The sequence below is a fragment of the Micromonospora alfalfae genome, assembly GCF_022230925.1.
In the GTDB taxonomy this organism is placed as follows: Bacteria; Actinomycetota; Actinomycetes; order Mycobacteriales; family Micromonosporaceae; genus Micromonospora; species Micromonospora alfalfae.
The window spans coordinates 120,970-139,082 of the sequence record NZ_JAKKFH010000061.1 but is presented as its reverse complement, the minus strand read 5'-3'; the positions used below and the strand labels follow the sequence as shown (position 1 = coordinate 139,082).

Genomic DNA, 18,113 nt, shown 5'->3' with positions numbered 1-18,113 from the left:
GGCGATGGAGCAGACAACCAGGCCGCCACGCCGACCGGACCGACGCCTCGGCCTGAACGTCGGCAAGGTGTTCGGGGTGCCGCTGCACCTCAACGGCTCCATGGTCCTGCTCGCGGTGCTCATCGCGGTGCTCTACGGCGAGTTCGCCCGTCGACAACTGGACCTGCCGCAGCTCAGCGGCTACCTGATCGGCTTCGGGTTCGTCGTGTCGCTGCTCGGCTCGGTGCTGCTGCACGAGCTGGGCCACGCCCTCACCGCCCGGCGGTACGGCATCGGTGTGCGCGGGATCACCCTTGAGCTGCTCGGCGGTTACACCGAGATGGACCGGGACGCCCCGTCGCCCCGCGTCGACCTGCTGGTCTCGCTGGCCGGCCCTGCGGTCTCCGCGGTGCTCGGCGTCCTGGCGGTCGCCGCCACGCTCGCCCTGCCCGAGGGGACCGTGGCGCACCAGCTCGCCTTCCAGCTCGCGGTCAGCAACGTCATCGTGGCGGTGTTCAACAGCCTGCCCGGGCTGCCACTCGACGGCGGCCGGGCGCTGCGCGCCGCCGTGTGGGGTCTCACCCGCGACCGGCACCTCGGCACCGAGGTCGCCGGGTGGGCCGGCCGGGTCGTCGCCGTCGGCACCGCGGCCCTGGTCCTGCTGCTCACCGTCGAGCGGCGGCTGGCGCCGCTGGCGCTGCCGCTGATGCTGCTGGTCGCCGTCACCCTCTGGCGTGGCGCCGGGCAGTCGATCCGGGCCGCCCGGGTCAGCCGCCGGTTCCCGCTGATCGACCTCGCCCGGCTGGCCCGTCCGGTCTGGCCGGCGGCCACCGGTACGCCACTGGCCGAGGCCCAGCGCCGACGCGACGAGAGCGGGCAGCCCGCCGCCGCGCTGCTGGTCACCGACTCCACCGGCCGACCGGTGGCGCTGGTCGACCCGGCCGCCGCCGAAGCCGTGCCGGTCGAGCGCCGACCGTGGCTGGCGGTGGACGCCGTCGCCCGGTCGCTGGGCACCCTTCCCACGTTGTCGGTCGGGTGGGACGGCGAGCGGGTGATGGAGGCCGTACAGACCCACCCGGGCGCACAGTACGTGGTGACGTCAGGCGAAGATGTCGTCGGCATTCTGCACATCGCGGACCTGGCACAGCTCCTCGAACCCAACCGGAAGATGACACCGTGACCGCAACTCCCTCCACCGTCGCCGCCGACCCCGCCAACCCGGCGCTGACACCCGTGCACCGCGGGCCGTTCCGGCCCGGCGACCGGGTCCAGCTGACCGACCCCAAGGGGCGGATGCACACAGTGACGCTGGAGCCCGGCAAGGAGTTCCACACCCACCGCGGCATCCTGGCGCACGACGCGCTGATCGGGCTCCCCGACGGCAGCGTGGTGACCACCTCCGGCGGCGGCACCGCGTTCCTGGCCCTGCGGCCGCTCCTGTCGGACTACGTGCTGTCCATGCCGCGCGGCGCCCAGGTGATCTACCCCAAGGACTCGGCGCAGATCGTGGCGATGGGCGACATCTTCCCCGGCGCGAAGGTCCTCGAGGCCGGCGCGGGCTCCGGCGCGCTGAGCTGCTCCCTGCTGCGCGCCGTCGGCACCGAGGGTGAGCTGCACTCGTTCGAGCTGCGTGACGACTTCGCCCAGATCGCCAAGCGCAATGTCGAGGCGTTCTTCAACGGGCCGCACCCCTCGTGGAACCTGCACGTCGGCGACGTCGCGCAGTGCCGCGAGACGGGCTTCGACCGGATCATCCTGGACATGTTGACCCCCTGGGAGACCCTCGACATGGTCGAGCGGGCACTCGTGCCCGGCGGGGTGTTCATCGGCTACGTCGCCACCACACCGCAGCTCTCCGAACTGGTGGAGGCACTGCGCGAGCGCGGCGGCTGGACCGAGCCGCGGGCCTGGGAGTCCCTGGTGCGCGACTGGCACGCCGAGGGCCTCGCCGTCCGTCCGGACCACCGGATGATCGCGCACACCGCCTTCCTGGTGTCCGCGCGCAAGCTGGCCCCGGGGGTCACCGCGCCGCCGCGCCGACGCAAACCCAGCAAGGGCACCGAGGCGTACGCGCAGCGCCGCCAGGACCTGCGCGCGGCGGAGGCGGCCCGACAGGCCGCCGCCGCGCAGGCCGCGGACGCGCAACCCAACGGTGCGGGGGAGATGGACAGGCCGTGACCATCGAGCTGGGTGTCGGCAGCGCCGAGCACTGGGAGACGCTGGCATGAGCCGACCGGGCTACGGCGGTGGAGACCTCCCCGCGGTCTTTCCCGACTGGTCGCCCTACCAGGATCTGGAGTCGGCGGCGCGGGCCTACCTGCGCGACCCGGACGTCGCCCTGGAGGCGCTCGGCGGCGTGCTGCGCGGCGCGTCGGTGCTCGGCTTCACCCTGGAGCGCTTCGTCAACGAGGTCAACGGGGTGTGGCAGGAGGTGGTGGTCTGCGACGGCAGCCGGCTGATCCTCTGGCACGGCGAGGACGTACCGCCGGAGGAGGGCCCGCCGGGCTCGATGACCTCGTCGCTGCGGGTGGTGCCGGTCTCCACAGTCACCGAGGTGGGCTGCCGGCGGCGGCTCAACCGTGCCGAGAGCGGCGAGATCCGGGTCGACAGCATCGACGTCTACCTGCTGCTCACCTCGTTGGACGAGGCGCCGCCGACCGAGGAGATGGCCGGCACGCCCCGGCACGACGCGCTGCGCTTCGGCAAGACCCTCGACGACGGCGGGGCCGGGCAGATCGCCCGGTTGGAGGAGTTCGCGCGGTTGGTCGCCTCGGTGGTCGGCCGTCCGATGCTCTGAGGCGTACCCCGAACTGGGCCCGGCCGGGCCGTCGCGGCCCGGCCGGTGGGTCAGTCTTCCTCGGCGTCCGGGCCGGCGACCTCGACGCCGTCGCCGCGCACCACGTGGATGCAGTCGCCCGGGCACTCCTTCGCGGAGTCGATCACCTCGAGTCGCAGGTGCGCGGGGACGTCGACCCGGCTGCCCGGTGCCATCCGCAGCTCACCGTCGACGCCCTTGACGTAGGCCAGGCCGTCGATGTCGAACTCGAAAACCTCCGGCGCGTACTGCACGCACAGCCCGTCGCCCGTGCAGAGGTCCTGGTCGACCCAGACCTGCAATTCGTCGGTCGCGACCTCGGCCACCTGTGCACCCCCCATGTTCTCCCGTGCCACGCTCCGACGGTACCCGAACGCCGGTAACGGCCCGTCAGGCCACCCTTGGCGATCAAGGTTCGGTGACGAGGGTGTTGCGTGGGACCGAATCGGCCTCATAGCGGCTAGTGTTAGGGCAGAACGTTCAAGCCCCCCGGGGAGGTGGGACGTGGCAGCACGTAGCGACGACGCGGACTCGCGCGCCGCACGGTGGGAGAAGGAAGCCCACGATCTCTCCACGCAGGTCGCGTTCCTGCAAGAGGAACTCGCCCTGGTGCGGCGCAAGTTGACCGAAAGCCCCCGACACGTCCGGCAGCTCGAAGAGCGGCTGGCGGCCACCCAGGCACAGTTGGCGCGGCTGACCGAGAACAACGACCGGCTGGTGAGCACCCTCAAGGAAGCTCGCACGCAGATCGTGACGCTCAAGGAGGAGATCGACCGGCTCGCGCAACCGCCGAGCGGTTACGGAGTCTTCCTGGCGAAGCACGAGGACGGCACGGTGGACGTCTTCACCGGTGGCCGCAAACTGCGGGTCGCGGTCTCGCCCTCGCTCGACGTGGGTGACCTGCGGCGCGGCCAGGAGGTCCTGCTCAACGACGCGCTCAACATCGTCGACGCGTTCGGTTACGAGCGGGTTGGCGAAGTGGTGATGCTCAAGGAGATCCTGGAGGGGCCGAACGGCGGGCCGGGCGACCGGGCGCTGGTGGTCTCCCACTCCGACGAGGAGCGCATCGTGCACCTCGCCGAGACGCTCATCGGCTCGGCGATCCGGGCCGGCGACTCGCTCATGATCGAGCCCCGCTCGGCGTACGCGTACGAGCGGATCCCGAAGAGCGAGGTCGAGGAGCTGGTCCTGGAGGAGGTGCCCGACGTCGACTACGGCGACATCGGTGGCCTCCAGTCGCAGATCGAGCAGATCCGCGACGCGGTGGAGTTGCCCTTCCTGCACGCGGACCTGTTCCGCGAGCACCAGCTCCGCCCACCGAAGGGCATCCTGCTCTACGGCCCACCCGGCTGTGGCAAGACGCTCATCGCCAAGGCGGTGGCCAACTCGCTGGCCAAGAAGATCGCCGAGCGGCAGGGCAAGGAGAAGCACACCAGCTTCTTCCTCAACATCAAGGGCCCGGAGCTGCTCAACAAGTACGTCGGTGAGACCGAGCGGCACATCCGGCTGATCTTCCAGCGTGCCCGGGAGAAGGCCGGCGAGGGCACGCCGGTGATCGTGTTCTTCGACGAGATGGACTCGATCTTCCGGACCCGCGGCTCCGGTGTCTCCTCCGACGTGGAGAACACCATCGTCCCGCAGTTGCTCAGCGAGATCGACGGCGTGGAGGGGCTGGAGAACGTCATCGTCATCGGCGCCTCCAACCGGGAAGACATGATCGACCCGGCGATCCTGCGCCCCGGTCGCCTCGACGTGAAGATCAAGATCGAGCGACCGGACGCCGAGGCGGCCAAGGACATCTTCTCCAAGTACATCCTCTCCGGGCTGCCCCTGCACCCGGACGACCTGGCCGAACACGGCACCGACCCCCAGGCGACAGTCGCGGCGATGATCGACGCCGTGGTGCTGCGGATGTACTCGGAAACCGAGGAGAACCGATTCCTCGAGGTCACCTACGCCAACGGTGACAAGGAAGTCCTCTACTTCAAGGACTTCAACTCCGGCGCGATGATCCAGAACATCGTCGACCGGAGCAAGAAGATGGCCATCAAGGAGTTCCTCACCTCGGGTCGCAAGGGGCTGCGCCTTCAGCACCTGCTCGACGCCTGCGTCGACGAGTTCCGCGAAAACGAAGATCTCCCCAACACCACCAACCCCGACGACTGGGCGCGCATCTCCGGCAAGAAGGGCGAGCGGATCGTCTACATCCGCACGCTCGTCTCCGGCGGCAAGGGCGCCGAGGCCGGCCGGTCCATCGAGACCGCCAGCAACACCGGCCAGTACCTCTGACCCCAACAGCGAGGGTGCCCACCATCCGGTGGGCACCCTCGCTGCGGGTATGTGAGAGCGTCGGTCAGGCAGCGAAGATCCACCGCTTCGACACCACGTAGTTCGCCGCCGACAGCGACGCCGTCACCAGCAGCTTCGCCAGCAGGTACGGCGTGCCCGCCCAGGTCAACGCGGACACCAGGACCACGTTGGCGGTCAGGTTGGCGAGGACCAGCGCGAAGTAGCGCCCCACCTGCGGCACCATCTGGGCGGACGAGCCGAACGACCACGCCCGGTTCAGCCCGAAGTTGACCCAGAACGAGGTCAGGAACGACATGCCGGCCGCAACCGGCAGGACAATCCGGAGAACTCCGTGGTACACGAAGAGTGATCCCGTGTCCACGGCAACGCTCAGACCTCCGACGACCAGAAACCGCACAGCACTGTGTCGGGACAGGTGGCGGACGGAATCGGCAACAGGTGACAGCAAAGAGTTCTCCAAGGGGGGACCCGGAGCGGTGAGGACGACGAGGGAGTCTATCGTCTGTCCATCCACCCAGCGGGGCCTGCCCGCGCGAGCCGCGAGGTTGACGTGCCTGATCCCGGAAGAGTGACGCCGCCGGCCACCGACGGAAGCCCGGCAGCCACCGTGAGTACAAGCCGACGGCACTGGGCCCTCGCCTTCGCCGCGTTCTTCCTGATCATCTTCGCCTGGTCGATGGCCGCCCCCTACGACGGCACCCCGGACGAGCGCGAGCACATCGTCCGAGCGGCCGGCGTCGCCGCCGGGCAGATCGCGCCCCCTCCCGCCGATGCGAAGAAGGGCACCGGCGCCTTCCAGACAGTCCCCGGCGGTCTCGTCCGCGAGCAGTGCTGGCAGTTCAAGAAGGAAGTCTCGGCGGCCTGCGCCCAGCCCCCCGGCAGCGACGACACACCGACCCGTGCCGGCACCGGGGCCGGTCGTTACTTCCCCGCCTACTACGCCCTCGTCGGCGCACCCACAGTGCTCTGGCCCGGCTGGTCCGGCGTCCTGCTCGCCCGCATGATCAGCGCCCTGTGCTGCGCCGCGCTGCTCGCCTGCGCGTACGTCGTGATCCGCAACCGCTCCCGCCGCGGCCTCATGATGGGCGCCCTGCTCGTCGTCACCACCCCGATGGCCGTGCACATGGCCAGCGCAGTCAACCCGAACGGCCTGGAGATCGCCGCCGGCATCGCCTTCTTCAGCGCTGTCATCCCCCTGTTGCTCGGCCCACCCGGCCCACGGCGGGGCCTCATCGTCCTCGTCGGAATCAGCGCGCTGCTCCTCGCGGTGCTGCGCCAGACCGGCCCGCTCTGGCTGGCGACCGCCTTCATCGCGTTCGCCTTCCCGTTGCGCCGCAGCAACCTCCTCGGCCTGCTGCGGGACCGGGCTGCGCAGCTCTGGGCAGGTGGCATCGTCCTGTCGACCCTCGCCGTGCTCGCCTGGTCCGTCCGCCAACAGACCTCCGACCTCGGCAACTACTCAGCCGACCGGCTCACCTACGGGCAGGCGGCCCTGCGCGAGGCCGACCGGTGGCGGGGATACCTCGACCAGATCGTCGGGGTCACCTCCTGGCTGGACACCCGGATGCCCGCCCCGCCGTACCTGATCTGGCAGCTCGTCGCCGGAGCGCTGCTGCTCATCGGGGTCGTCTGGGGCAGCACGCTCGACCGGTGGCGACTGCTCGTGCTGCTCGGCGGCGGCGTGGCCGTCCCCTCCCTGATGCAGATCGCCCTGGTCAACGAGAGCGGCTTCGTCACCCAGGGCCGCTACATGCTGCCCATGCTGGTCGGTGTCCTGCTCTACGCCGCGTGGATCGCCGAACAACGCGGCTTCGAGGTCGCCCGGGCCCGCTCGTTCACCCGACTCGCCGTGCTGCTCCTGCTGCCGATCCAGCTCTTCTGCCTGGCGTACACGATGGTCCGCTGGCAGAACGGCCTGCCCGCCAACATCGGGCTGAGCAGCCTCAACCCCCTCGCCGGCGACTGGCATCCGGTGGTCGGCTCGGTGATTCCGCTGCTGAGCGCCAGCCTCGGCCTGGTGCTGTTCGGGTGGCTCGTCTGGACCACCCGCCCCGCCGCCACCGACGAGCCGACGCCGCCCGCTGAGCATTCCGACACCGAATCCAGCGAACTGTTCCGGCCCGCCGGCACTCACCTGCAGAGTGCAGGTGCTCAGGGCGGACTACGCTCGACCTGACGGGGGACCGGGTCGGGCGAGCGAAGCGGGTAGGTCGATGAGCGTAAGACGGATCATGGGCACCGAGGTCGAATACGGCATCTCCGTGCCCGGGCAGGCCGGAGCCAACCCGATGGTCACCTCATCGCAGGTGGTCAACGCCTACGGGGCACGCCCGGAACTCAACCGGGGCGGCCGGGCCCGGTGGGACTACGAGGAGGAGTCGCCGCTGCGCGACGCTCGCGGCTTCACCTACTCCGGCGCCGCGTACGACCCCGCCGAGGCTCTCGCGGACGAAGACCTCGGCCTGGCCAACGTGATACTCACCAACGGTGCACGGCTCTACGTGGACCACGCTCACCCCGAATACTCCACCCCCGAGGTCACCACCCCCAGGGACATCGTGCGCTGGGACAAGGCCGGCGAGCGGGTGATGGCCGAGGCGTCCCGCCGGGCCGCCACCATCCCGGGCACCCAGCCGATCCACCTCTACAAGAACAACACCGACAACAAGGGCGCCAGCTACGGCGCCCACGAGAACTACCTGATGCGCCGGCAGACGCCGTTCGCCGACATCGTGGCGTACCTGACTCCGTTCTTCGTCACCCGGCAGATCGTCTGCGGCGCCGGCCGGGTCGGCATCGGCCAGGACGGCGGCCAGAGCGGCTTCCAGATCTCCCAGCGCGCCGACTTCTTCGAGGTCGAGGTGGGGCTGGAGACCACCCTCAAGCGGCCGATCATCAACACCCGGGACGAGCCGCACGCCGACGCCGACAAGTACCGCCGGCTGCACGTCATCATCGGCGACGCCAACCTCTCCGAGATCTCCACCTACCTCAAGGTCGGCACCACCGCGCTGATCCTCACCATGATCGAGGAGAAGGCCCTCGGCGCCGACCTCGGCATCGCCGACCCGGTCAGCGAGCTGCGCGCCGTCAGCCACGACCCCTCTCTGACGCACCGGATGCGACTGCGCGACGGTCGTCGGCTCACTGCTCTCGACCTGCAATGGGCGTACCTGGAGCGGGTCCGGTCCTTTGTCGACGACCGGTACGGCACCGACGCCGACGAGCAGACCATCGACGTGCTCGACCGCTGGGAGAGCGTCCTGGACCGGCTCGGCCGGGATCCGATGCTCTGCGCCGACGAGCTGGACTGGGTGGCCAAGCTGCGGCTGCTGGAGGGCTACCGGGAGCGGGAGAAGCTCGGCTGGGGCTCGCACAAGCTCCAGCTCGTCGACCTGCAATATTCCGACGTCCGGCCGGAGAAGGGCCTCTACCACCGCCTGGTCAGCCGGGGGGCGATGAAGACGCTGCTCACCGACGACGAGACGCGCAGCGCGATGACCGAGCCGCCGGAGGACACCCGGGCCTACTTCCGCGGCCGCTGTCTCGCCCAGTACGCCTCCGAAGTGGTCGCCGCGAGCTGGGACTCGGTGATCTTCGACGTGGGTCGGGAGTCGTTGGTCCGGGTCCCGATGATGGAGCCGGAGCGGGGCACCCGCGCGCACGTCGGGGCACTGTTCGACCGCTGCGCCAGCGCCAAGGACCTGCTGGAGACACTGACCGGGGGCTGAGATCCGGTGCCTCCACCGGCAATCACCGTGTGGCATGCTAGGCCGTCCCCCGATCCGTCGACCCACACGGTGATGCGATGCTCCCCTCAGCCCGGCAGGTTGGCCTGCGTGCGATGACCGCTGTACCGCTGTCGAACGCGTACGCCGGGCGTGCCAACAGTTTCGGCTTTCTGCGGCTCTGCTTCGCCGTAGCGGTGGTCCTCGCGCACACCGCGGTGATCGGGTACGCCCGACCGTTGACCGAGGTCGTCGACGTGGCCGGCCTGGGAGTGGCCGGCTTCTTCGGCATCTCCGGCTTCCTCATCACCCGCAGCGCCCGGCGGGCCAGTCTGCCCCGCTACCTGTGGCACCGTGCCCTGCGGATCTGGCCGGGCCTCTGGGTGTGTCTGCTGTTCATCGGCCTGGTGGTGGCCCCGATCGTCTGGTACGCCGATCGCGGCAATCTGGACGGCCTGTGGCGGCACCCGGCCGGCGTGGTCAACTTCCTGCAGGCGAACTGGTGGGGCGGCTACCGCCAGCAGGGCATCATGGACGTCTTCCGGGACACGCCGTACGGCGGCCTGGTGCGTAAGAGCGTCCTCGACGGCTCACTCTGGACGCTCAGTTACGAGATCTTCTGCTACCTGATCGTGGCTTCGCTGGCCGTGGTGGCGGTGCTGCGCCGTGCCCGCTGGCTGGTGCTCGCGGCCGCCGTTCTCGTCTTCGGTCTGCTGCTCTGGAACCAGTACGAGGCGCTGCGCTTCGGCGGATCGACGTACTTCACCAGCGGCTCCGTCGGTACGCTGCCGCTGCTCGGCGCGCTCAGCAAGATCTGGTTCCTGCGGTTCGGCTTCATGTTCCTGGTGGGGGCCGTTGCGGACCTGTACAGCGACAAGCTGCCCATCAGCGACGTCCTCGGCGTGCTCGCCATCGTCGTGGCCGGCTGGCAGACCCTGGAGGGCCACCTGTTCGGCCCGGCGTTGCTCGCCTACGAATACGCCATCCTCTACCTCGCGGTCCGGTTGCCGCGGCTGCTGCACCGCGTGGGCCAGAAGAACGACTACTCGTACGGCATCTACATCTACTCCTTCGTCGTGCAGCAGATGCTGGCCTGGCTGGGGGCGGCTGCCTGGGGCTTCGTCGGCTACTTCGCTGTGGTCATGGTCTGCACCGTCTTCCTGGCGTTCCTGTCCTGGCATCTGGTGGAGAAGCAGGCGCTGCGGTTCAAGGACTGGACGCCCCGCCTGCGGCGTGGGGCACCACCGGTGGAGGCGTCGGGGGAGGGGCAGCGTGAGCCGGAGCGGGTCCCGGTGCCGGTCCCGGCCTCGGCCCCGGCCGACGCGTCGGCTCCTCGGAGCTGACCGCTTCGCCGCAATCGAACGCCCCGGACCCGAACACGGCGGACGTGAGGGCTTTCTGTCGCCTGCGCGGGGTAGATTTCATCCCAGACGATCGTGGAGGAGACAGCCATGGCCACTCATGACAGCGGCGGTCAGTCGCAGTCCGGCAAGTCCCGTCAGGGCGAGGAGATCGAGGACGTCACCACGGAGGCCAACCCCGAGGTGGCCGAGCGGCACGCCGAGATCACCGAGGACGTCGACGACCTCCTCGACGAGATCGACTCCGTCCTCGAAGAGAACGCAGAGGAATTCGTGAGGGGCTACGTGCAGAAAGGAGGTCAGTAGACAAAGAGGGCAATTCAGACACGGCTCTCTTCGGAGAAGTGAAGGAGAAGCACGGCCGCGAGGTGCGGGAAGCGCGGAAGGTTCCGGAAGGACAGCGGTACTGCGTGGACTGCGGGACGGCCAAGCCATTGGCCGAGTTCCCCCGTAACCGGTCGGACAGCGCTGGCTACGGAACATACTGCAAGCCGTGCCACAACGGCCGTACACGCGAGACCAAACAACGACTCTACGGTGGCAACCGCGAGTACCACCTGCGGCGGCGGTACGGCGTGGGCGAGAAGGAGTTTCAGGAGCTCCTGGTTGCGCAGGGCGGGGTCTGCGCGATCTGTGGCGGCGCCCACCCGCAACATCTGGACCACGATCATCGCACCGGATGGGTGCGCGGGATACTCTGCTTCAACTGCAACGGTGGTCTTGGCCAGTTCCGTGACAGTCCGATGAGGCTGGCCAGGGCGATCACGTACCTGAGAGGAACCACGTGGCAGCGGGCTTTGATCCATCCGGGCGTCTTCCAGATGTGTTCACCAACGCGGGGACGTCCTCCTTCACGACGTTTCTGAGTCGGGTGGCCCCCGAGATGTTGCCCGGTCGGCGACCGCTGCCGCCGGGCATGGCCGCCGACCTGGCGCCGCACGCGACCACCATCGTGGCCATCGCGGCCGCCGAGGGTGTGGTGATGGCGGGCGACCGACGGGCCACCATGGGCAACCTGATCGCTCAGCGCGACATCGAGAAGGTGCACCCCGCCGACGCCTACTCGCTGGTCGGCATCGCGGGCACCGCCGGTATCGGCATCGAGCTGATGCGACTGTTCCAGGTGGAGCTGGAGCACTACGAAAAGATCGAGGGCGCGATGCTCTCGTTGGACGGTAAGGCCAACCGGTTGGCCTCGATGATCCGGGGCAACCTGGGGGCGGCCATGCAGGGGTTGGCAGTGGTGCCGCTCTTCGCCGGGTTCGACCTGGCCGCCGCCGACCCGGCGCGCGCCGGTCGGATCTTCAGCTTCGACGTGACCGGTGGCCCGTACGAGGAGACCGGCTACGACGCGATCGGGTCCGGGTCGCTGTTCGCGAAGTCAGCGTTGAAGAAGCGGTTCCGGGCCGGGTTGTCCGTCGACGACGCGACGCGGCTGGCGGTCGAGGCGCTGTACGACGCCGCCGACGACGACACCGCGACCGGTGGGCCGGATCTGACCCGCCGGATCTATCCCGTGGTGATGACCGCGACCGCCGAGGGCACCCGCCGGCTGACCGACACCGAGACGGCGGCTATCGCCGAGGGTGTGGTTGCCGGCCGGATGGAGAACCCGGGCGGTTGAGACCCGCACCTCACCAGTCAGCAGTCGTCAGCACAGCGCCGTAAGGAGAACCGCCGACGTGGCCATGCAGTTCTACGCCTCTCCCGAACAGATCATGCGCGACCGCTCCGAGTTGGCCCGCAAGGGCATCGCTCGGGGTCGCAGCGCGGTGGTCCTCAGCTACTCCGGCGGGGTCCTCTTCGTCGCGGAGAACCTTTCCAGCGCCCTGCACAAGGTCAGCGAGATCTACGACCGGATCGGGTTCGCCGCCGTCGGCCGGTACAACGAGTTCGAGAACCTGCGCCGTGCCGGAGTCCGGATGGCCGACCTGAACGGGCTCAGCTACGACCGGCGTGACGTCACTGGCCGGGCCCTGGCCAACGCGTTCGCGCAGACCCTGGGTGCCATCTTCACCGAGCAGTCGAAGCCGTTCGAGGTGGAGATCTGCGTGGCGGAGGTCGGTGCCACCCCCGAGGCGGACGAGCTGTACCGGCTGACCTATGACGGTTCGGTGAACGACGAGCCGGGGCGGATGGCCATGGGTGGTCAGGCCGAGGCGATCACCGGTGTGTTGAAGTCGCAGCATCGGGCGGACATGTCCCTGGCCGAGGCGGTCAGGGTGGCGGTGCAGGCGTTGAGCACCGTCGGTGGTGAGGGCGGTGCCGCCCGGACGATCGCCGCGAACCAGCTCGAGGTGGCGGTCCTGGACCGTCAGCGGATCGGACGGACGTTCCGGCGGATCACCGGTGCCGCGCTGACTGCTCTGCTGGACGGGGATGCGCCGGCCGAGGGGCAGGCGGCGGATGCGGCGGGCGGTCCCGCCGAGCCGGTCGTGCCGACCACTGAGGGGCACAAGCCGACGTCCTCGGCTGGTTCCGCGGACCTGGAGGACCGGCCCGCAGAGGGCGGCGAGCGCTAAGGTTTCGCCCGCTGGTGCCGGCCCCGAGCAGGGGCCGGCACCAGCGGTCATCCTCGGCGCAGCAGGGGCCGGGCCAGGGCCCAGTAACCGCCGGCGACGGCGTTGAACGCGCCCAGGCCGGGTGTGGTCGGCACACCGGAGGGCGTGACCCGACCGGTCATCAGCTTCGCGATGACCCCGTCTGGCACCCGGCGTTCAGCCTGTAGCTGGCGTCGACGGCCGCGAACCCAGTCGCGGTTGCGCCACAACCAGCCCCAGCCCTGCAGCTTCTGCCGGGACCAGCCGCCGACGACCGCGGCGGTGAGCATTGCGGCCTCGGTGAGCAGCAGAGCCGGGGCGAGCACCACGAGTGTCCGCGCCTCGTAGGCGGTGAGCAGGGTGACCAGTCGGTTCCGCTCGACCAGGTAGAGCTTCAGGGCGTTGCGGGAGAACTCGTAGTGGTGACGCACGACGGCGTCCGGCACGTACTCCAGTCGCAGTCCACGCTGCCACAGTCGCAGGCTGAGTTCGGTGTCCTCGTGGTACGCGAAGTACTCGGCGGCGAAGCCGTCGAGTTCGCGCCAGAGCTTCCGGCTGATAACGAAGCAGCAGCCGCTGAGGGAGGGTACGGCCCGCCGCTCGGCGTGGTTGCTGGCCGGTTCGCCGTTGCCGCCGGCCCAGGAGAGGCCGGTGAAGTGCAGCGGGTTACCGCTGGTGTTGATCAGCTCGGGGGTGTCGGCCAACCGGATGGACGCCATGGCCGCGCCGATGCCCGCTTCGGCGGCTACGGCGGTGGTCTTGGCCAGGGCATCGGGTGCGACGACGGCATCGGAGTTGACGAACGCGAGCCAGTCGCCGGTGGCTTCGGCCGCGCCCACCCGGCAGCCACCGGAGTAACCGGTGTTCTCCTCCGGTCGGATCACCCGTACCCCGGGGAGGCCCTTGACGATGTCGATGCCGTCCCCGGTGCAGCCGTTGTCGACGACGATGAGGTCGATCTCGACGTCGGTGCTGGCCAGCACCGCCTGGGCGGCGTCGACGAGATAGGGCTCCGGGCCGTAGGCGAGCATGACGGCGCTCACCCGGGGTCGGGTCATCGGATGCCTCCGGATGCGGCAGGGGCGACGGCCTCGGCGAGCGGCCGGGTGGGGGTGGTGGGTCGGCGGACGCCGCCGCGCAGCAGCATCGCCATGGTGGCGGCCACTATGACGGAGCCGATGGTGTACGCCAGTTCGACGCGCAGGGTGACCGGAGCCGGGATCAGCGTCACGGCGATCAGGGCGGCGACGCCGGCGGTCCAGGCGAGGGCCTGGGCGCGGTGCCGGTCGAGGGCGAGCAGTGCCTGGCCGAGCACCATCGCCCACAGGTAGGCGAGCGTGGCGGCAGCCAACCAGGCAAAGTCGCCGTGGCCGAGAACGCCTGGTGCGTCGAAGAGGGTGCCGACCAGCCATGGGCCGAGCAGCACGGCGCCGAGGGCGCCGGTGAGGCCGAGCGCGGTGACGATGCCGAGCGCCCGGCGCAGCAGGCTGTGGAAGCCGGCCTGGTCGCCGGTGGTGGCGGTGGTGGCCAGGCCGGGCAGCAGTGACGCCTGTAGGGAGCCGAAGACGAACAGGGGGATGCGGACCAGCACGAGGGCGGAGAGTAGTGCGCCGGCGGCTGCCGCGTCGGAGGGCGCGAGCAGCTGCACGTTGATCACGCCGATGTTCACCACCACCTGCGAGAGCAGGCTGGAGGCGGTGAGCAGGCCGAGGCCACGCAGCAGGGTCGCCCAGGCCACCGGGGGGCCTCCGCCGATGGCGCGCAGCACCGGTGGCACTGTGAGTAGGACGCTGACCAGCGGGGCGGCGACGAGCACGAGCCCGTACCAGACGGGCGACGTCACTCCGGCCAGCCCGAGCAGGGCGACCATGATGATCCGCAGGCCGCCGTCGATCCCGAGTTGGGCGCCGTACCAGGGGAACAGTTGCAGGCCGGAGAGGACACCGCGGGTGGCGTAGGCGACGGCCATCGCGGCGAGTGCGCCGATCAGCACTGTGACCAGGTTGCCGTCACCGGCGAAGAGCTTGTCGGCGAGCGGTTGACGACCGATGGTGACGGCCAACACCAGCACCGCGAGCATCACGGCGGCGACGGTGACGCCGCGGGCCAGTACCGGCCCGGGGGGCAGCCCCTGGCTGTGTCGGGCGGCGACGACCCGGGCGACCTCCTGCTCGATCGGCATGAACACGCCGATGCCGAGGGTGAACACGATCGACCAGAGCACCGACAGGGACGAGTAGTCGGCCTGGCTGAGGCTGTGGCCGGCGACGGCGAGGTGAACGTAGGAGGCGAGCCCGAGAAGGGCCAGCCCGGCACCGACAGCGACGGTGCCGGGCGGGACCAGGCTCAGTAGCCGTCGGATCACCGGCGGATGAGCGCCAGCGTGAGAACGGCGAACGCGCGGCCGAGGTAGACCATCGCCTTGGCGGGGGAGTGGCTGGGTGTGCCCGCCATCCGCTTGCGCATGGCGACCGGCACCTGGCGGATGCGGTAGCCGCGGCGGGCGGTGTGCACGAGGGTCTCCACAGTGTCGCCGAGGTACTCGGCCGGGTACCAGGCGGCGAACATCTCGATGACCCGCCGGTTGGCGGCCCGGAAGCCGGAGGTGGTGTCGGTGAGCTTGGTGCGGGCGACCCGGGACAGCACGGCGGAGAGCATCACCATCGCCCAGCGGCGGGGGCCGCGGACGTTGTAGTCGCCCTCACCGGCGAAGCGCGCGCCGATGACGAGGTCGTTGTCATCGAGCAGGTCGACGAGCTTCGGCACGTACCGGGGGTCGTGCTGGCCGTCGGCGTCGATCTGGATGGCGACCTCGTAGCCGTTGTCACGGGCGTAGCGGTAGCCGAGGCGCATGGCCCCACCGACGCCGAGGTTGTACGGCAGTTTGGCGACCAGGGCGCCAGCGGCGGCGGCGACGGCAGCGGTGCGATCGGTGGAGCCGTCGTCGACGACGAGCACGTCGACGCCGGGCAGTTCGCCACGGACCTCGCCGACGACGTCGGCGATCGAGCCCGACTCGTTGAGAGCCGGGATGATGATCAGTGTGCGCTTGCCGTTAACCATCGGTCGACACCAGTTCGTCTCGGGCTGCCCGGTCCGCGTCGATCTGGGCGCGGAGCAGGGCGAAATCTTCGGCCAGGGTGCGGGTCTCTTCTTCCAGGGCGCTGACCTCCCAGCTGAGGTGTACGCACACCAGCAGCAGGAAGACGATGCCAAGGAAGAGCACCAGGCTGACACCGGAGGCGACGCCGAGGAGTTCGGCGACGTTGTCGAGCAGCCGGGGGAAAAGGGACAGCGGAATCACGATGATCAGTACGGCGAGCCAGAGCATGCCGTACTTCTCGCGCAGCTGACGGCGGCGCAACAGCTCGACGATGGTGCCGAGGAGCAGCAGGCCGGTCAGACCGGTGACGAGGGTGAGCTTCATGCGACCTTCCACGGGGCGGGTGGAGCGGGGGAGTGGAACGCGTCAACCAGGGCGCTGTGCCAGTCTGGAAGCGGAGGCAGACCCACGGCTGCCCAGCGGCTGTGCCCTAGCACACTGTACGCAGGCCGTGGGGCGGGACGCGGATACCGGTCGCTGGTGGTGGGTCGGATCCGATCCGGATCCAGTCCGGCCAGCGAAAACGCGGCGCGGGCCAACCCGTACCAGGTGGTCTGCCCGGCGCAGGTGCCGTGGTAGACGCCGGGCGTGGCGTGACCGGCCAGCGCCGCGTCGGCGAGCGCGACGAGCCGCTCGGCGAGCGCGTACGACCAGGTGGGTTGGCCGTGTTGGTCGTCGACCACGTCGAGGTGTTCGCGCTGGGTGGCGAGTCGGAGCATGGTGGCCACGAAGTTCGGGCCGTGCGCGCCGTAGAGCCAGGCGGTGCGCACGACGTACCCGGTGTCAGGTAGCAGCCGCGCGACGGCCTCTTCGCCGACCAGCTTGCCGCGGCCGTAGGCGTTGACCGGCGCGGTGGGCGCGTCCTCCGGGTACGGGGTGTCCGCGTTGCCGGCCAGGACGTAGTCGGTGGAGACCTGGATGAGCCGGGTTCCGTCGGTGGCGCACGCCGCGGCCAGGTTGGCCACGCCGTGGCCGTTGACGGCGGTCGCCGCCGCCTCGTCGGCCTCGGCGGCGTCGACGTTTGTCCACGCGGCCGCGTTGATCACGAGGTCGTGCCCGGCGACGGCGGCGTGGACCGCCGCGCTGTCGGTGACGTCCAGGTCGGCGCGGGTGGCGGCGGTCACCTTGAGGTCGGGCCGTGCACCCAGCACGGTGACCAGGTCCCGGCCGAGCATCCCGCCCGCGCCGGTGACGAGGAGTCGGGTCATGCGGTCGGCGCGGACTTGAGGGGTTCCCACCAGTTGCGGTTGTCCCGGTACCAGCGGACGGTGTCAGCGAGGCCCTGGTCGAGGGTGATGCTGGGGTGGTAGCCGAGCTCTTCGCTGATCTTGGTGATGTCGAGGGAGTACCGGCGGTCGTGGCCCTTGCGGTCGGTGACCGGGACGACCCGGTCCCACCCGGCGCCGCAGGCGTCCAGGAGCAGACCGGTGAGTTCCTTGTTGGTCAACTCGGTGCCGCCGCCGATGTTGTAGACCTCACCGGCGCGGCCCTTCTGCTGGACGAGGGCGATGCCCCGGCAGTGGTCGTGCACGTGCAGCCAGTCCCGGATGTTGCCGCCGTCGCCGTAGAGGGGGACGGTGCCACCGTCGAGCAGGTTGCTGACGAACAGCGGGATGACCTTCTCGGGGAACTGGTACGGGCCGTAGTTGTTGGAGCAGCGGGTGACGACCACGTCCATGCCGTGGGTGCGGTGGTACGACAGCGCGAGCAGGTCGGAGCCGGCCTTGGAGGCCGAGTACGGCGAGTTGGGCGCGAGTGGCCAGGTCTCGGTCCAGGAGCCCTCGTCGATCGAGCCGTAGACCTCGTCGGTGGAGACGTGCACGAACCGGCTGGTGCCGTGGCGCAGCGCCGCGTCGAGCAGCGTCTGGGTGCCCAGCACGTTCGTGGTGACGAACGGCGCGGCGCCGGCGATCGAACGGTCGACGTGTGACTCGGCGGCGAAGTGCACGATCACGTCGTGCTCGGCCACCACGGTGTCGACCACCGCCGGGTCGCAGATGTCGCCCTGCACGAACCGCAGCCGCGGGTCGTTGCGGACCGGCTCAAGGTTGGCCAGGTTGCCCGAGTAGGTCAGCTTGTCCAGCACGGTCACGACGGCCGGCTCGAGCGGCGGCACACTGTCCGCACTGCCGAGGGGCTTGCCCAGCAGCAGGCGAACGTACTCCGACCCGATGAATCCGGCTCCGCCGGTGACGAGGATCCTCACGGGTCCGGAAGTATACGCGACGGGTGGCGCGGCCCCTGGTATCCGACCCCCGCGCAACGGGTCCGGGTGCG

Annotated in this window: 19 protein-coding genes; 11 read left to right on the top strand and 8 right to left on the bottom strand. The window is 70.0% G+C overall.

Annotated elements, in window-relative coordinates; translation table 11 throughout:
• Positions 1-67 precede the first annotated feature (67 nt).
• From MED01_RS32780 to MED01_RS32770, 3 genes are read left to right on the top strand one after another with little or no spacing between them, the layout of a single operon-like run.
• Positions 68-1,159, top strand: a complete 1,092-nt coding sequence (locus MED01_RS32780) for a site-2 protease family protein (protein WP_372493780.1) — start codon at positions 68-70, stop codon at positions 1,157-1,159.
• Complete coding sequence (locus MED01_RS32775) at positions 1,156-2,157, top strand: tRNA (adenine-N1)-methyltransferase (protein WP_372493778.1); 1,002 nt, start codon at positions 1,156-1,158, stop codon at positions 2,155-2,157. Before MED01_RS32780 ends, MED01_RS32775 begins: the two co-directional genes overlap by 4 nt.
• Before the next feature lie 46 nt (positions 2,158-2,203).
• A complete protein-coding gene (locus tag MED01_RS32770; RefSeq protein ID WP_088948107.1) occupies positions 2,204-2,776 on the top strand; it encodes a hypothetical protein in 573 nt (190 codons plus the stop codon).
• Between the two features lie 50 nt (positions 2,777-2,826).
• On the opposite strand, the gene MED01_RS32765 is transcribed toward MED01_RS32770, so the two are convergent.
• Positions 2,827-3,120 (bottom strand): ferredoxin, encoded by a 294-nt coding sequence (locus MED01_RS32765; protein ID WP_091408893.1) that lies wholly within the window; start codon positions 3,118-3,120, stop codon positions 2,827-2,829.
• Positions 3,121-3,298: 178 nt separating this feature from the next.
• Between MED01_RS32765 and arc the strand changes: the two genes are divergently transcribed.
• Positions 3,299-5,083 carry a proteasome ATPase gene (gene arc, locus MED01_RS32760; protein WP_030332887.1) on the top strand — a complete coding sequence of 595 codons (1,785 nt, stop codon included), beginning with the start codon at positions 3,299-3,301 and terminating at the stop codon, positions 5,081-5,083.
• A 64-nt stretch (positions 5,084-5,147) separates the two neighbouring features.
• On the opposite strand, the gene MED01_RS32755 is transcribed toward arc, so the two are convergent.
• Complete coding sequence (locus MED01_RS32755) at positions 5,148-5,501, bottom strand: GtrA family protein (protein ID WP_266305161.1); 354 nt, start codon at positions 5,499-5,501, stop codon at positions 5,148-5,150.
• 210 nt (positions 5,502-5,711) lie between these two features.
• Between MED01_RS32755 and MED01_RS32750 the strand changes: the two genes are divergently transcribed.
• The 7 genes from MED01_RS32750 (at position 5,712) to prcA (ending at position 12,715) form a co-directional block, all read left to right on the top strand.
• Positions 5,712-7,280: a DUF2142 domain-containing protein gene (locus MED01_RS32750; RefSeq protein ID WP_238672316.1), complete on the top strand. Its 1,569-nt coding sequence runs from the start codon at positions 5,712-5,714 to the stop codon at positions 7,278-7,280.
• A 37-nt stretch (positions 7,281-7,317) separates the two neighbouring features.
• Positions 7,318-8,835 (top strand): depupylase/deamidase Dop, encoded by a 1,518-nt coding sequence (dop, locus tag MED01_RS32745; RefSeq protein ID WP_357186575.1) that lies wholly within the window; start codon positions 7,318-7,320, stop codon positions 8,833-8,835.
• Positions 8,836-8,948: 113 nt separating this feature from the next.
• Positions 8,949-10,175: an acyltransferase family protein gene (locus MED01_RS32740; protein ID WP_238672315.1), complete on the top strand. Its 1,227-nt coding sequence runs from the start codon at positions 8,949-8,951 to the stop codon at positions 10,173-10,175.
• A gap of 108 nt (positions 10,176-10,283) precedes the next feature.
• Positions 10,284-10,499 carry a ubiquitin-like protein Pup gene (locus MED01_RS32735; RefSeq protein ID WP_030332902.1) on the top strand — a complete coding sequence of 72 codons (216 nt, stop codon included), beginning with the start codon at positions 10,284-10,286 and terminating at the stop codon, positions 10,497-10,499.
• 38 nt (positions 10,500-10,537) lie between these two features.
• On the top strand, positions 10,538-11,059 hold the full coding sequence (locus tag MED01_RS32730) for an endonuclease VII domain-containing protein (protein ID WP_308193586.1): 522 nt from the start codon (positions 10,538-10,540) through the stop codon (positions 11,057-11,059).
• Complete coding sequence (prcB, locus tag MED01_RS32725) at positions 10,978-11,817, top strand: proteasome subunit beta (protein WP_210781714.1); 840 nt, start codon at positions 10,978-10,980, stop codon at positions 11,815-11,817. Before MED01_RS32730 ends, prcB begins: the two co-directional genes overlap by 82 nt.
• A gap of 58 nt (positions 11,818-11,875) precedes the next feature.
• Positions 11,876-12,715 carry a proteasome subunit alpha gene (prcA, locus tag MED01_RS32720; protein WP_238672314.1) on the top strand — a complete coding sequence of 280 codons (840 nt, stop codon included), beginning with the start codon at positions 11,876-11,878 and terminating at the stop codon, positions 12,713-12,715.
• Positions 12,716-12,762: 47 nt separating this feature from the next.
• Here the strand turns inward: prcA and MED01_RS32715 are convergent, their stop codons facing one another.
• From MED01_RS32715 to rfbB, 6 genes are read right to left on the bottom strand one after another with little or no spacing between them, the layout of a single operon-like run.
• Complete coding sequence (locus tag MED01_RS32715) at positions 12,763-13,791, bottom strand: glycosyltransferase family 2 protein (protein ID WP_238672313.1); 1,029 nt, start codon at positions 13,789-13,791, stop codon at positions 12,763-12,765.
• Positions 13,788-15,098, bottom strand: a complete 1,311-nt coding sequence (locus MED01_RS32710; protein WP_238672312.1) for a lipopolysaccharide biosynthesis protein — start codon at positions 15,096-15,098, stop codon at positions 13,788-13,790. The genes MED01_RS32715 and MED01_RS32710 overlap by 4 nt, the downstream gene beginning before the upstream one ends.
• On the bottom strand, positions 15,095-15,796 hold the full coding sequence (locus MED01_RS32705; protein WP_238672311.1) for a glycosyltransferase family 2 protein: 702 nt from the start codon (positions 15,794-15,796) through the stop codon (positions 15,095-15,097). Before MED01_RS32705 ends, MED01_RS32710 begins: the two co-directional genes overlap by 4 nt.
• Complete coding sequence (locus tag MED01_RS32700; protein WP_139584287.1) at positions 15,789-16,160, bottom strand: DUF2304 domain-containing protein; 372 nt, start codon at positions 16,158-16,160, stop codon at positions 15,789-15,791. The genes MED01_RS32705 and MED01_RS32700 overlap by 8 nt, the downstream gene beginning before the upstream one ends.
• Complete coding sequence (gene rfbD / locus MED01_RS32695; RefSeq protein ID WP_238672310.1) at positions 16,157-17,044, bottom strand: dTDP-4-dehydrorhamnose reductase; 888 nt, start codon at positions 17,042-17,044, stop codon at positions 16,157-16,159. Before rfbD ends, MED01_RS32700 begins: the two co-directional genes overlap by 4 nt.
• Entirely contained in the window at positions 17,041-18,042 is a 1,002-nt protein-coding gene (gene rfbB / locus MED01_RS32690) for a dTDP-glucose 4,6-dehydratase (RefSeq protein WP_238672309.1), read from the bottom strand. The genes rfbD and rfbB overlap by 4 nt, the downstream gene beginning before the upstream one ends.
• Between the last annotated feature and the right edge of the window lie 71 nt (positions 18,043-18,113).